At 62.7% G+C, this 14,047-nt stretch carries 11 protein-coding genes; 7 read left to right on the forward strand and 4 right to left on the reverse strand.

Features of this window, described 5'->3' with window-relative positions:
- Nucleotide 1: 1 nt before the first annotated feature.
- Both V7S54_RS25495 and V7S54_RS25500 read right to left on the reverse strand, forming a co-directional pair.
- Nucleotides 2-958, reverse strand: coding sequence for a phosphate acetyltransferase (locus tag V7S54_RS25495; protein WP_065374780.1), 957 nt, complete (start codon nt 956-958; stop codon nt 2-4).
- Between the two features lie 18 nt (nt 959-976).
- Nucleotides 977-3,187: a DUF3141 domain-containing protein gene (locus V7S54_RS25500; RefSeq protein ID WP_065374779.1), complete on the reverse strand. Its 2,211-nt coding sequence runs from the start codon at nt 3,185-3,187 to the stop codon at nt 977-979.
- Between the two features lie 361 nt (nt 3,188-3,548).
- Here V7S54_RS25500 and htpG point away from each other — a divergent pair, with 361 nt between their 5' ends.
- Nucleotides 3,549-5,438: a molecular chaperone HtpG gene (gene htpG, locus V7S54_RS25505; RefSeq protein ID WP_065374778.1), complete on the forward strand. Its 1,890-nt coding sequence runs from the start codon at nt 3,549-3,551 to the stop codon at nt 5,436-5,438.
- A 92-nt stretch (nt 5,439-5,530) separates the two neighbouring features.
- Here the strand turns inward: htpG and V7S54_RS25510 are convergent, their stop codons facing one another.
- Nucleotides 5,531-6,715 (reverse strand): CaiB/BaiF CoA transferase family protein, encoded by a 1,185-nt coding sequence (locus V7S54_RS25510; RefSeq protein ID WP_065374777.1) that lies wholly within the window; start codon nt 6,713-6,715, stop codon nt 5,531-5,533.
- Nucleotides 6,716-6,726: 11 nt separating this feature from the next.
- Nucleotides 6,727-7,914 (reverse strand): acyl-CoA dehydrogenase, encoded by a 1,188-nt coding sequence (locus V7S54_RS25515; protein WP_065374776.1) that lies wholly within the window; start codon nt 7,912-7,914, stop codon nt 6,727-6,729.
- A 229-nt stretch (nt 7,915-8,143) separates the two neighbouring features.
- Here V7S54_RS25515 and V7S54_RS25520 point away from each other — a divergent pair, with 229 nt between their 5' ends.
- From V7S54_RS25520 to phnE, 6 genes are all read left to right on the forward strand, one after another.
- Nucleotides 8,144-9,097 carry a LysR family transcriptional regulator gene (locus tag V7S54_RS25520; RefSeq protein ID WP_065374775.1) on the forward strand — a complete coding sequence of 318 codons (954 nt, stop codon included), beginning with the start codon at nt 8,144-8,146 and terminating at the stop codon, nt 9,095-9,097.
- A gap of 95 nt (nt 9,098-9,192) precedes the next feature.
- Nucleotides 9,193-10,320, forward strand: a complete 1,128-nt coding sequence (locus V7S54_RS25525) for an NAD(P)/FAD-dependent oxidoreductase (RefSeq protein WP_336409048.1) — start codon at nt 9,193-9,195, stop codon at nt 10,318-10,320.
- A gap of 97 nt (nt 10,321-10,417) precedes the next feature.
- Nucleotides 10,418-10,795, forward strand: a complete 378-nt coding sequence (locus V7S54_RS25530; protein ID WP_336409047.1) for a YciI family protein — start codon at nt 10,418-10,420, stop codon at nt 10,793-10,795.
- A 262-nt stretch (nt 10,796-11,057) separates the two neighbouring features.
- Nucleotides 11,058-11,900, forward strand: coding sequence for a phosphonate ABC transporter ATP-binding protein (gene phnC, locus V7S54_RS25535; RefSeq protein WP_336409046.1), 843 nt, complete (start codon nt 11,058-11,060; stop codon nt 11,898-11,900).
- Nucleotides 11,901-11,986: 86 nt separating this feature from the next.
- A complete protein-coding gene (gene phnD, locus V7S54_RS25540; protein WP_058324975.1) occupies nt 11,987-12,892 on the forward strand; it encodes a phosphonate ABC transporter substrate-binding protein in 906 nt (301 codons plus the stop codon).
- A 184-nt stretch (nt 12,893-13,076) separates the two neighbouring features.
- Nucleotides 13,077-14,039 (forward strand): phosphonate ABC transporter, permease protein PhnE, encoded by a 963-nt coding sequence (phnE, locus tag V7S54_RS25545; protein ID WP_065374771.1) that lies wholly within the window; start codon nt 13,077-13,079, stop codon nt 14,037-14,039.
- The last annotated feature ends 8 nt before the right edge of the window (nt 14,040-14,047 follow it).

Genomic DNA, 14,047 nt, shown 5'->3' on the forward strand with positions numbered 1-14,047 from the left:
GCTACACCGCCGCGACTTGCGTTGCGCGCCGCCGCGCCGCGTAGAGCGAGGCGACGGCACAGGAGGCGAGACGCGTGCGCACGGAGTCCGCCCGGGACGTCAGCACGATCGGCACGCGGGCGCCAAGAACGATACCGGCGGCGTCGGCATGGGACAGGAAGGTGAGGTTCTTGGCGAGCATATTGCCGGCCTCAAGATCAGGCACCACCAGGATCTGCGCCCGGCCGGCAACGGGAGACTTTATGCCCTTGATCTGCGCGGCCTCCGGATCAATCGCATTGTCGAAGGCAAGCGGGCCTTCGAGCAGGCCGCCGGTGATCTGGCCGCGCTCCGCCATCTTGCAAAGCGCTGCCGCCTCGATCGTCGATGGGATCTTCGTCGTCACAGTCTCGACAGCCGAAAGAATGGCGACGCGCGGCTCGCCAAGACCGATCGTGACCCAGAGGTCTATGGCGTTCTGCACGATGTCGCGCTTGGCCTCGAGGTCCGGGAAGATGTTGATGGCGGCATCGGTGATGAACAGCGTCTCGGCATGGCCCGGCACATCCATGATGAAGACGTGGCTGATCCGTCGATCGGTCCTGAGTCCCGTTGCGGAGGCTGCAACTTCCCGCATCAGCTCGTCCGTATGCAGGCTTCCTTTCATCAGCAACTCGCCGCGGCCCTCACGGATCATGGCCACCGCTTTCGCCGCCGCCGCATGGCTGTGCGGCACGTCGACGATCTCTGAGTTGCCGAGGTCGAGCCGGTGTTCGGCAGCGACGCTGCGGATCTTCGCTTCCGGGCCGACGAGCACGGGCTTGATCAATCCCGTCTCGGCTGCCTCAAGTGCGCCACGCAGCGAGGTTTCGTCGCAAGGGTGCGCGACGATGGTGACCGCCGGCGTTTCGTCTCGCGCGGTGGCAATCAGGAGATCGTATTTGGACTGCTCAAGCGGCAGTGCGGTTTCCTCGGACATGTCGAAGCTCCTTCTCGATCAGGATGCGGCACGATTGCGGACGACCTTGTCAGCGTTGATCGCCACCGGAGGCTCGCTGTCCAGCCGGAACAGCGTCGCCACCCGTTGCAGCCGCTCGGCCGCAAGACCTGTCAGCGCGCCGGAGGCATCGAGGACCTCACGAAGAGCGGCAAAGGCGGCGCGACGCTCCTCGATCGCTTCCGGCAGCAGCTTTGGAAGCGCCGCAAGGGCAGCATCCTCGTCGATCAGCAGCATGAAATACTGCTCCCGAAGCACCGCTTTGAACGTGGCGAGATCCAGTTGCTTGGCATCCGGATGAGCGCGTCGAAGTCGCCGAACCGCCTCTAGGCCGCGTTCGTCGGCACCGCCTCGCGCCATGCCGACGAAGATCAGCGCCCGGGCGAGACCTTCGCAAGTGCCACCCTCTGCCATCCTGGCCCTAAGGTCTGCGATCCGCGCGTCAACAAGTTCCTGATGCAGCAGGCTCTTTGCTGCCTTGCGCGGAGCCTGGGCGCCATCCACACCGAGTGCCGCCTGAAGAGCCGGGGCGCCGTAAATTGTGTGGAAGGTCTGCTCGGACACGTACTCCGTCATCCGTCGCCAGGTATCCAGGCCGTCCACCACCTGCTGCGACAGCGCCTCCTGCCACGCAATGAATGGATTGTTTAAAGCCGCAGGTTCGCGGTTTTGCCGCACTTGTTCTGCAAGAGCCGCCGTCCAGGCCATGAACGGATTGTCCGGGCCGAACAATGCATACTGCAGGCGCAGCGGATGCATGTTCCGCATCGCCTCCGCGACAGGTGGCGTCGCCGCTGCCTTGACCATCGGCTGCAGATAGGTGCGGTAGAGCGACAGATTGACTTCTGACAGTTTTGCCGCGGCAGCGAAACGCCGCTCATCCTCGATATCGTTGCCGCCAAGCGCACGGATGTCCTCCAGCGTTCGCGCCTCGCAACGCATCAGCCATTCACCAGAGAGAAGTTCGCGTCCCTCGTTCACATCGGCTGCCGGCGTCAGCACGGCCTCATACAGGCCGGGCGGCAACACGTCGATCAGGTCGATGTTGGACGCGAATTCGTCATGCTCCTTCCGCGCGACCCCGGCGGACACGAAGATGCCGAGATGTCCGATCGTTTCATGCACGGTGTAGACGATCGTCTGGCCGTAGGCGCGGATCTCGTCGACGCTGTCGTAGAGATCGAGGATCCAGTCGAGTGCCTGCTGCGGCGGGGTGATGTTATCCCCTTTCGAGCAGAACACGACGATTGGCGAACGGATGTTGCGTAGATCGATCGCGGTGCCATCGGACGTCCGGATTTCGCCAGCCGCAAGCTTGTTGCCGACGAACAGCTCATCGACGATGAACTGCATTTCCTCGGCATTCAGCGTCACGTGCCCGCCCCACCAGCGTTCGAAGCCGAGGTAGCGGGCGGCCTCCGTGTCGATCTTCGAATAGAGATTGTATTGTTTGGTCCAAAGCGTGTTGGCCGGGTTCTGGTTTTCGAAATTCTGAACCAGCCAGGCGCCGTCGAAGACGCCGGCGCCGAGATCGCCGGTGAGCGCCGTCAGCCAGCTGCCGCCGAGGAGCCCGCCGGAATAGCGCATCGGGTTTTGCCCTTTGACGCCGGCCCAGTAGGAAAGCGGCGCGCCGGCAATGATGATCGGACCAAAGAGTTCCGGCCTGAGCGCAGCAACGATCATCACGGCCCAGCCCGCCTGGCAATTGCCGATCACGCAGGGCTTGCCGTCAGCATCCGGATGGCGAGCGATGACGGTTTCGAGGAACACGGCTTCTGCAAGAGCAATATCCTCAATCGTCTGCCCGGGAACCGGATCAGGAAGGAAGCCTATGAAATAGCAAGGATGGCCGGCCTTCATCGCCACGCCGATCTCACTGTCTGCTTTGAAACCTCCGATGCCGGGCCCGTGACCCGCACGGGGATCGACAACGACGAAGGGGCGCTTCGATGGATCGATCGCGACCCCGTCGGGTGGAACGATACTGACCAACGCATAGTTCACCGGCCGGCCGAGCGTGCGTCCGTCACGCACAAGCTGAACCTCGAACTCCAGCACGTTCGGAGCGGTCTGCGTCCGGTGCTCCTCATATTGCGCACCGCGCTGCCGCATCACGTCAAGAAAAAGAACCGAGCGCTGCCAGGCATCAAGCGAATAGGAATAGGCATCGGCGAATGTCGGTATTGTCGGGATGGTGGAATGCTTGGGCATAATGTCCACTCCTCGGTGCGATTGAAGGCCGGCCCCGCTGCTTGAAGCCAATAGAACAATGCAATTCGTCTCGCATTGACTTTAGTCAAAGAGACGGGTGGCAGAGCTGCGGTATAACTCGACATAGGTGACCCAAGAACGTCTGCTCAGGTCGCAGGAGCATAACATTGGAGTGTTACGGCGATTTGTCGTCGTAGCGAACCGTCGCCTTGGACCCCGTGGAAGGAGCATACGTTGGCCAGTGTTCAGCTTTCCTTCGCAGTGCAGCATCATACAGAAATGGGTACCGTGCAAGACGACCCTTGAAATTCTGGACGCAGCTTGCCAATTGGGGCGCAAAGCACAAGGAGTTGCCAAGGCGATGAGCGAAACCGAAATGTCCGTAGAGAAACATGTCTTCGAAGCCGATGTGGCGCGACTGCTCCATTTGATGGTGCATTCGGTCTATTCCGACAAGAACGTCTTCCTCCGCGAACTGATTTCGAACTCTGCGGACGCCTGCGAGAAGCTGCGCTACGAAGCGATCGTCTCGCCCGAGCTTCTTGCCGGAGACCCGACCCCCCGCATCACGCTGACGCTCGATGAGGAAAACAGCCGTCTCGTCGTCGACGACAACGGCATCGGCATGAGCCGTGATGAACTGGTCGAAGCGCTCGGCACGATCGCCCGCTCGGGCACGCGGGCATTCATGGAGCGCATCGAGGCCGCTCAGGGCAAGGAAGGCGCACAGCTTATCGGTCAGTTCGGCGTCGGCTTCTATTCCGCCTTTATGGTCGCCGACAAGGTCGATGTCGTGTCGCGCCGCGCAGGCTCCGAACATGCCTGGCTATGGTCTTCCGACGGCAAGGGCAGCTACACCGTTGCTGCCGCCGAACTCGCCGACGCTCCGGCGCGCGGTACGCGCATCACGCTCCATCTGATGGAGGACGCCAAGACCTACACGTCGCGCTGGACCGTCGAGCGCATCGTCAAGGATCAGTCCGGCCATGTGCCGGTGCCGATCTCGATCGTCGAGAAGCCCGGAGCCGAGCCGGTTTCCGTCGGCGACGGCACGGCCCTCTGGACCAAGCAGAAGAGCGAGATTTCCAAGGAAGACTACGCCGACTTCTACCGTGGCGTCGCCGGGCAATATGACGATCCGGCCCTGACGGTGCATTTCCGGGCCGAAGGCCGCCACGAATATACAGCACTTGCCTTCGTGCCCGGCTCGAAGCCCTTCGACCTCTTCGACCCGGACCGCAAGGGCCGGATGAAGCTCTACGTCAAACGCGTCTTCATCACCGACGAGGCGGAATTGCTGCCGCGCTACCTGCGCTTCGTGCGCGGCCTCGTCGACACCTCGGACCTGCCGCTCAACGTCTCGCGCGAAATGATCCAGGAAAGCCCGCTGCTCGCGAGCATCCGCAAGGGTGTCACCAACCGCGTGCTGACCGCGATCGAGAAGCTGGCGGAAAGCGAGCCAGAGACCTTCGACAAGGTCTGGGAAAACTTCGGCAGCGTGCTGAAGGAAGGCATCTACGAGGACTACGAGCGCCGCGAACAGCTGATCGCTCTATCACGCTTCCGTACCACCACCTCGGATGAAGGCCAGCGCAGCCTCGCCGACTACGTCAAGGACATGAAGGAAGGCCAGTCGGCGATCTATTATCTGACGGGTGACAATCTCGGCCAGCTCAAGGCCTCGCCGCAACTCGAAGGCTTCCGCGCCCGCGGCATCGAAGTGCTGCTCTTGACCGATCCTGTCGACAGCTTCTGGGTAACCTCGGCTCCGGACTTCGACGGCAAGCCGCTGAAGTCGATCACCCAAGGGGCGGCTGATCTCAGCAATATCGCCAAGTCTGAAGGCGACAAGCAAGAGGCGCCGCAGGCCAGCCAGCTGGTCATCGATTTCGTTGCCTTCGCCAAGGAGACGCTGGGCTCAGCGGTCTCCGATGTCCGCACTTCCGACCGCCTGACGGAAAGCGCCGTCTGCCTGGTCGCGCCGGAGCACGGTCCGGATCGCCAGCTTGAAAAGATGCTTCAGGGTGCCGGCCGTCTCGATGATGCGGCCAAGCCGATCCTCGAAGTCAACCCGAACCACGCACTGATCGCCGCGATGGCCGCCAGCCCCGCCGGCGATACAGCGTTCCGAACGGATGCCGTTCAGTTGCTGCTCGACCAGGCGCGCGTGCTCGATGGCGACAAGCCGCAGGATCCACGCGCCTTTGCCGAACGGTTGTCGCGCGTCTTCAACCGCGCACTCAAGGCCTAAAACGCAAAGCCCCGGAAATCTCTAGGATTTCCGGGGCTTTTTGCTATTTATTCAGGTGTCGTCTTAACAAGCGTCTTGGGCTTCACCTTGCGTTAGCCCGCCTTCGGGACCTGCATCCCGATCTCGGTCAGCACCTCGTCGGTGTGCTCTCCAAGCCGCGGTACGCCGCGGTTCAGTGCAAGCTCGGCCGCTGAAAAGCGGATCGGCGTCCTGACACCCGGCGAGGTACCGGCAGCAGCGCCCGAGTGCGGCGTATCCACCCGCATCTGCCGATGCTCGATCTGCGGATCGGCAAAGACGTCGGCGACGGTGTTGATCGGCCCACCGGGCACGCCGGCATCTTCCAGCAACTTCAAAAGCGTGTCGCGTTCGATCTTCGCGGTCTCGGCCGTCAGTTCGGGTGTCAGCGTGTCGCGGTTCTGCACGCGCAGCGCATTGGTCAGATAACGTCCGTCGGTCGCGAGATCTGATCGCCCCAGCAATGCGCAGAACTTCACGAACTGCCGATCGTTGCCGACCGCAATGATCAGATGACCGTCGGAGGTCGGAAAGACCTGATAGGGCGCGATATTCGGGTGGGCATTGCCGAGCCGGCGCGGCGCCTTGCCGGAAACCAGGAAGTTCAGCGCCTGGTTGGCGAGAACGCCGGTCATGCAGTCGAGCAGTGCCATGTCGATCTGCTGTCCCTCGCCGGTGCGCTCGCGCTGGGCAAGTGCTGCCTGGACGGCAATCACCCCGTAAAGGCCGGTGAAGATGTCGGCGAAGGCGACGCCGATCTTTTGTGGCTCGCGGTCCGGTTCGCCGGTCAGGTCCATGATACCGCTCATGCCCTGGACGATGTAGTCATAACCAGCCCGGTGGGCATAGGGTCCGTCCTGGCCGAAGCCCGTGACAGAGCAATAGATCAGCCTCGGATTGATCTTCTTCAGGCTCTCGTAGTCGAGACCATATTTGACGAGCCCGCCGACCTTGAAGTTTTCGAGCAGGACGTCCGACTGGGCGGCAAGGCGGCGCACGGCCTCCTGCCCCTCCTCCGTCGTAAAATCGAGCACCACGGAGCGCTTACCGCGGTTGCAGGCGTGGAAGTAGGCGGCGTCGAGCTTCTCGCCATCCTCGCCCGCGACAAAGGGCGGGCCCCAGGTGCGGGTGTCGTCGCCGGCCGGGCTTTCCACCTTGATGACGTCGGCACCGAGATCGGCCAGCGTCTGGCCGATCCAGGGGCCCGCGAGAATGCGGGCCAGTTCCAGGACACGAATGCCCTTCAGTGGCGCTTCCATGATCGCGCCGCTCAGAAGAAGGCCTGGAGGCCGGTCTGGGCGCGGCCGAGGATCAGCGCATGGACGTCATGCGTGCCCTCGTAGGTGTTGACGGTCTCGAGGTTCACCATGTGGCGCATGACCTGGTATTCCTCGGAGATGCCGTTGCCGCCGTGCATGTCGCGGGCCATACGGGCGATATCGAGCGCCTTGCCGCAATTGTTGCGCTTGACGATCGAGATCATTTCCGGGGCCATGCGGCCCTCGTCCATCAGGCGCCCGACGCGCAGCGAACCCTGCAGGCCGAGCGTGATCTCGGTCTGCATATCGGCAAGCTTCTTCTGGAAGAGCTGCGTCTGAGCCAGCGGACGGTTGAACTGCTTGCGGTCGAGGCCGTACTGGCGCGCGGCATGCCAGCAGAATTCAGCGGCACCGAGCGCACCCCAGGAAATGCCGTAGCGGGCGCGGTTGAGGCAACCGAACGGACCCTTGAGGCCTTCCACATTCGGCAACAGCGCCTCTTCGCCGACCTCGACATTGTCCATGACGATTTCGCCGGTGATCGAAGCACGCAGCGACAGCTTGCCGGCGATCTTCGGGGCGGAAAGGCCCTTCATGCCTTTTTCGAGCACGAAGCCGCGGATAGCACCGCCATGGGCTTCCGACTTCGCCCACACGACGAAGACATCGGCGAGCGGCGCGTTGGAGATCCACATCTTCGAGCCGACGAGGCGGTAGCCGCTCTCCGTCTTGATCGCGCGGGTCTTCATGCCGGCCGGGTCCGAACCGGCATCCGGCTCGGTCAGGCCGAAGCAGCCGATCCACTCGCCGCTGATGAGCTTCGGCAGATACTTCTGCTTCTGCTCTTCGGAGCCGTAGGCATAGATCGGATAGATGACCAGCGAAGACTGCACGCTCATCATCGAGCGGTAGCCGCTGTCGACGCGCTCGACTTCGCGGGCGACAAGACCGTAGGCGACGTAAGACGCGCCGACGCCGCCATAGGTGTCCGAGACGGTCACACCGAGCAAGCCGAGTTCGCCCATTTCGCGGAAGATTTCCGGATCGGTCGACTCTTCGCGATAGGCAGCGATGACGCGCGGCTGCAGCCGCTCCTGCGCATAGGCCCGCGCGGTGTCGCGGATCATGCGTTCGTCCTCGGTCAGCTGATCGTCGAGGAAAAACGGATCATCCCATTGAAATTGCGTCTTGCCGGCCATGTTTCTCTCCCATCGGATTATTCGGCTCATGTTATCGCAAGGGGTGCATGCCGTTTCAAACGAAATTGAGGCACCGCCTCATGCGTTCAGGGAATGGCCCTGCGTCCGACCGGGGCACCCCTGTGTTGCAAAATCGCTGAAATATGACGACAAGAACTCAAGTCCTTCGGGCCACCACCGTGGAGCGAATGGCCAGTGCAACGCCAGAGATCAGAAGCAAGCCACGACCATGGCCAATGACCGCCTCGAACGCTTCGCCCACAATCTCGACTGGAATCTGCTGCGCACTTTCGTCGTGCTAGTCGAGGAAGGCAGCATCACGGCCGCCGCAAACCGCCTGCTCCTGCAGCAGCCGGCTGTCAGCATGGCGCTGAAGCGATTGGAGCAGACCGTTGGCCAGAAGCTCATCGACCGCCGCCCCGGGCGCTTCAACCTGACGGATGCCGGCGCCCGCCTGCATGCCCAATGCCGCGATATCTTCGCCGCGGTGATCCGGCTGCCGAACGTTCTGGAGACCGCCGGCGAAGAGATCACCGGCCACCTCAACATCCACTCCGTCAGCCACGCCCACAACCCTGCCTGGGACCGCAAGCTCGAACGTTTCTTCCATCTGCACCCAAAGGTGACGCTATCGGTCACTGTCGCGACGACTGTGGACGTTCTAAGCGCCGTCGAGCGAAACGTCGCGACCATCGGCCTTTGCGACGGCAACATACCCGACTGGCTCAACAAACGCTTCCATGTACGCGAACGCTACGCGCTCTACTGCGGCCGCGATCATCCGCTGTTCGGCGTTCAAGGCGTCGACTTCAACGATCTCAGGGGCAATCCCTATATCGCCTTCATCGCCGACGTGCTTGGCGGGCAGCACATGAACTCGGTGACGGCGGTGCGTGCCGTCGGGTCCTTCGGCCAGCAGGTCCGTGCCGTGTCCTGCAATGTCGAAGAGGTGATGCGGCTGATCGCCTCCAATGTCGGCATCGGCATGCTGCCCGATCATCTCGCCGCACCCGCCGTGGCCGAAGGCCAGCTCTGGCAGTTGCCGCCCTACACCGACCTGCCGACGACCGATGTCTTTCGCATTTCCAACCCGAACGCGATCCTCAATCCGGCTGAGGCTGCGTTTCTCGCCCATATCGCCGATACCGAACCACTCGACCACTGTTTCGATGAGATGGTCTGACCATCATCAGGATTGATAGTCACCTTTCCGGTTATAAATTTGAACGCGGATGGCAGCTTGCCTATGGTCCGGCCAACAACCAATGGAGGCAGGGCATGCGGGACTACGATGTGGCGATCATTGGCGGCGGGATCGCCGGCCTGTCACTCGCCTATTTCCTGGCACCACATCGCTCCGTCGTGGTGATCGAGCGGGAAGAAGGGCTCGGCTATCACAGCACCGGCCGCTCGGCCGCAGAATTCGTGCTGCGCTACAACACGCCGGAGGTCTGCGCGCTTGCAGCGATTTCCAAGTCCTTCTTCGACAATCCGCCTGAGGGGTTCTCGGAGGTGGCGCTGCTCAAGCAGCGCGGCGGTGTCATGATCGCCACGGCCGAGAAGACTGGTCGCTTCGAGGAGGTTTTCGCCGAGGAAAGTCGCGCCAATGCCGAAATCCAAAGGCTGACCATCGACGAGGCCATCGCGCGCGTGCCGATCCTTCGTAGGGACTACGTTGCCGCGGCCTATTACGATCCGCATTTCTGGGACATCGAGGTCGAGAATCTGCTGCAGGGCTACGTCAGGGGCGCCCGCCGGCATGGCGCCACGATCGTCGAACGCTCGGACGTGCTGGCGCCGCGTCGCGATGGCGACCGCTGGGTGCTCACGACAAGTGCCGGCGATGTCAGCGCAAAGACGATCGTCAACGCCGCCGGCGGTTGGGCCGATCCGGTTGCCGACCTGTTCGGCGTCGCCCCCGTCGGCATCGTGCCGCATCGCCGCACGGCGATCACCGTCGATCTCCCCGAAGGCATCGATGCGCTCACCTTGCCGGAGATCAACGAGATCGATGAAGACTTCTACATGAAGCCCGAGGGCGGGCGGCTGCTCGCCTCGCCGGCCGACGCCACCCCTTGCGAGCCGGCCGACGTCCAGCCCGAGGAAATCGACGTCGCCTGGGCGGCGCACTACATCGAAGAGGCAACGACCGTACCGGTTCGCCGCATCTTCAAGAGCTGGGCCGGCATGCGTAGCTTCTCACCCGACAAGTTGCCGGTCATCGGCTTTGCCCGCGACCGGCCGGATTTCTTCTGGCTTGCCGGCCAGGGCGGCTACGGCATCCTGACCTCACCGGCGCTCGGCGCGCTCGCCGCAAACCTCGTCATCGGTGCCGCGACGCCGGAAGGCTTCGACGCGGTCGGTCTCGATCCCTCGAAGTTCAGCCCGGCGCGCCTGGAGACCTAGTCTGCGTGGCGGCGGTTGCGCCTGTGGCCAAGGATGCAAGCAAGCCGATTGAAGCCGCGGGCGAAACCTGACAGGAATACGTCCGGGAGGACGGCTCATGTATTATGCGATCTTGGCTTATCACACGGCAGGCGTCGTCGAATCCTGGAGCGAGGAGGAGGACGCGGCCCTGATGTCCGATCTGCTCCAGGTGCATGATCGCTTCGTTCAGCAGAAATCTTTCGGACCGGCGGCGCGGCTCGGGCCTGCCGAAGGCGCGGTGACGCTGAGGGGCCAGGGCGAAGGCATCGTCACGGACGGCCCCTTCGCTGAAACCAAAGAGCATCTCCTTGGCCTCTACGTCGTGGACTTCCCGACGCTCGAGGCAGCAATCGCTGCGGCACGCGACCTGCGGCGCAGCAATCCAACGGCGATCTACGAGATCCGACCGATCGCGCTCTATGTTCCGGGGGCGACCTTGGAGCCTGGACCGTAGAGCCAGGAATCACGCGGCGGTATTGTGCCAGGACGCGATCAGGCGACTGCCCCTGATCAGCTCCAAATCAGGCTGATGATCCCGTCGGTGGTGAGCAGCCGGGCACCCGCCTGCGCGATGCCGTTCACTTTTGATTAACCCAGCCCGCGCAGGTGTGAACTGTAACAGAACTTACAACAAACTGACATTTCGCTTTCATGAAGCGCCGATATGGCAGGTGTCATACCGATGACCGGTCTCCCCGCAAGAGGACCTGCTAGAAATGTTTCAGTTGAAGAGTGTAACCCGCCAGTTCGGCAAGAAGACAGCCGTGAGTTCGGTTACCTTCGACATCCCCCAGGGTCAGATGGTCGGCGTCATCGGCCGCTCGGGCGCCGGCAAGTCGACGCTGCTGCGCATGATCAATCGCCTCGTCGACCTGTCTTCAGGCTCGATCGTCTATGACGGCGCGGAAGTGTCGTCACTTCGCGGCGCTGCACTGCGCAACTGGCAGCGCGACTGTGCCATGATCTTTCAGCAGTTCAACCTGGTGCCGCGCCTCGACGTGCTCACCAACGTTCTGCTCGGTCGCCTCAATCACCGCTCGACGGTCTTAAGCATCCTCAACATGTTCACCCGCGAAGAACGCATCATGGCGATCGGCGCGCTCGAGCGCCTCGGCATCGAACAGACTGCACTTCAGCCCGCAGGCACGCTCTCTGGCGGTCAGCAGCAGCGCGTGGCGATCGCCCGCGCGCTGATGCAGCAGCCGAAGGTTCTGCTCGCCGACGAGCCGATCGCCTCGCTCGACCCGCTGAACGCCAAGATCGTCATGGACGCGTTGCGCGACATCAACGAACGCGACGGCATCACGGTCATCACCAACCTTCACACCCTCGATACCGCGCGCAACTATTGCGAACGCGTCATCGGCATGGCGCACGGCCGCGTCGTCTTCGACGGCCAGCCGAAGGACCTGACGTCGGCAGCGGTTGCCGAGATCTACGGCGCCGACACGGGCATCGAGGAATCGATGACCTCCACCAGCATCAACATTCCGGCGGCCGAACCGCAGGAAGAAACGGCATCGGCCGGCCTCAAGCCGCTGGCACTGGCCGGCATCTGACGCCCGCCAGGATCGAAAGCCCGCGTCAAGGGCACCTCTTTGAAACCGAATAGGATCCGGCCAAGCCGGACACACGGGAGAACCTTATGCTGAAGAAAGCTCTGCTGGGCGCCGTCGCGCTCCTCGCCCTCGTCGGCCACGCCCAGGCTGAAGACCTCAAGGAATTCCGCATCGGCATTCTCGGCGGCGAAAACGAAGCCGACCGCCTGCGCAACTTCCAGTGCCTCGTCGACAAGCTGCCGGCTGCCATCGGCGTCGAGAAGGTCTCGCTGTTCCCGGCTGCCGACTATGACGGCGTTATCCAGGGCCTGCTCGGCGGCACGCTCGACTACGCCGAGCTCGGCGCTTCCGGATATGCCAAGATCTACCTCGCCAAGGCTGACGCCGTCGAGCCGATCCTGACGACCGTTCAGACCGACGGTTCGACCGGCTACCACTCGATCATGGTTGCCCGCAAGGATTCCGGCATCACCAAGCTCGAAGACCTGAAGGGCAAGAAGCTCGGCTTCGCCGATCCGGACTCGACCTCGGGCTACCTCGTCCCGCTCGTCACCCTGCCGGAAGCGATCGGCGCGCCGGTCAAGGAATTCTTCGGTGAAACCGGCTTCGGCGGCGGTCACGAAAACCTCGTTCTCGAAGTCGTCAAGGGCACCTTCGATGCCGGCACGACCTTCGGCTCAGGCGTCGGCGAATTCAAGGACGGCTACACCTCGGGCAACCTGAAGAAGATGGTCGACAAGGGCATCCTCGACATGAACGACCTCGTCGAGCTCTGGAAGTCACCGCTGATCCCGAACGGCCCGATCGTCGTGCGCACCTCGATGAACGACGACATGAAGGCGAAGTTCAAGCAGTTCATGGTCGACCTGCCGAAGACCGACGCTGCCTGCTTCTCGGCGATCCAGGGCGGTGACTTCACCGGCTACACCGAAGTCAACTCCGATTTCTACAAGCCGATCATCGACGCCCGCAAGGCAACGATCGGCGGTTGATAGACCGCATCTTCCAGGAACGCTGGCCGCCCAAACGGCCAGCGTTTCACTGTTTGAACGGGTGCTGCTCGACACCAGCCCTTCAACCATACCCTACCGCTTTGTTTTCACGCATTTCCTGACGGAAAGCCGCTTCGTGCTTTTCCTTGAAATGCCATAGAGGCCGGCGCGAGCCGGAACGGTCATGGCAACTTCCCTGCTCCCGCGGAATCTGAGCGACAACGGCGCCGTCATCGAGCGCCATTGGCAGGAACTGAGTTCCCGCCGCCGGCTTTACTCCTGGCTCGGCTTCGGAATCCTCTTCCTGGCGCTCTCGGGCTCGCTCTGGTTCGCCAACGATTCCAACGCCGGCAAGTTCTTTGATCGCCTGCCGCATTTCTTCGACTTCGTCGGCGATCTCGCACCACGTAACGGGCTGGAGATCTTCCGTGCCATGTTCGACCTGCCCTCGCCCTATGACGACGGCAGCTTCAAATACAACTACCCGGACGGCCGGCTGTACCTGACCGACGGCTTCTATATCCCCGAATACGTGCACAAGATGCTGGAGACCGTGAACATCGCGATCTTCTCGACGATCATCGGCACGGCACTCGGTTTCGTGCTCTGCTTCTTCGCAGCGCGCAACCTGATGCCCAATCCCTGGATCCGCGGTACCGTTCGCCGGATCATGGAGATCCTGCGCGCCTTTCCGGAAGTGGTGATTGCCGGCTTCTTCCTCGCCATCCTCTCGCTCGGCCCCATTCCCGCGATCGCCGCGGTCTCGATCCACACGGTCGGCGCGCTCGGCAAGCTCTTTTACGAGGTGGTCGAAAACGCCGACATGAAACCGGATGAAGGCCTGCGTGCCGCGGGCGGCAACTGGATCGAGCGCGTCTGGTTCGGCATGGTGCCGCAGGTGCTGCCCAACTTCACCAGCTACTTCCTGCTGCGCCTCGAAATCAACGTGCGCGCCTCGACCATCATCGGCGCCGTCGGTGGCGGCGGCATCGGCGAGCTGCTGCGCCTTTCGATCGGCCAGGGCCACCAGGCGAAAACGCTTGCGATCGTCATCCTGCTGTTCGCGACCATTTTCGCCGTCGACCAGTTTTCCGCCTGGCTTCGCCGTCGCCTCGTTGGCGAACAGGCCTTCCAGCTTGCCCAGTAGGTGCGCGC

The sequence above is a fragment of the Ensifer sp. CCNWLY38 genome (assembly GCF_037120565.1).
GTDB lineage: Bacteria > Pseudomonadota > Alphaproteobacteria > Rhizobiales > Rhizobiaceae > Ensifer > Ensifer adhaerens_H.

Excerpts from the sequence above, each read along its gene's own strand:
- V7S54_RS25515 (WP_065374776.1), bottom strand. The coding sequence starts at position 7,914 with ATGGCCGGCAAGACGCAATTTCAATGGGATGATCCGTTTTTCCTCGAC.
- V7S54_RS25525 (WP_336409048.1), top strand. The coding sequence starts at position 9,193 with ATGCGGGACTACGATGTGGCGATCATTGGCGGCGGGATCGCCGGCCTG.
- phnE (WP_065374771.1), top strand. The coding sequence starts at position 13,077 with ATGGCAACTTCCCTGCTCCCGCGGAATCTGAGCGACAACGGCGCCGTC.
- htpG (WP_065374778.1), top strand. The coding sequence starts at position 3,549 with ATGAGCGAAACCGAAATGTCCGTAGAGAAACATGTCTTCGAAGCCGAT.
- V7S54_RS25520 (WP_065374775.1), top strand. The coding sequence starts at position 8,144 with ATGGCCAATGACCGCCTCGAACGCTTCGCCCACAATCTCGACTGGAAT.
- V7S54_RS25510 (WP_065374777.1), bottom strand. The coding sequence starts at position 6,715 with ATGGAAGCGCCACTGAAGGGCATTCGTGTCCTGGAACTGGCCCGCATT.
- phnC (WP_336409046.1), top strand. The coding sequence starts at position 11,058 with ATGTTTCAGTTGAAGAGTGTAACCCGCCAGTTCGGCAAGAAGACAGCC.
- V7S54_RS25495 (WP_065374780.1), bottom strand. The coding sequence starts at position 958 with ATGTCCGAGGAAACCGCACTGCCGCTTGAGCAGTCCAAATACGATCTC.
- V7S54_RS25530 (WP_336409047.1), top strand. The coding sequence starts at position 10,418 with ATGTATTATGCGATCTTGGCTTATCACACGGCAGGCGTCGTCGAATCC.
- phnD (WP_058324975.1), top strand. The coding sequence starts at position 11,987 with ATGCTGAAGAAAGCTCTGCTGGGCGCCGTCGCGCTCCTCGCCCTCGTC.
- V7S54_RS25500 (WP_065374779.1), bottom strand. The coding sequence starts at position 3,187 with ATGCCCAAGCATTCCACCATCCCGACAATACCGACATTCGCCGATGCC.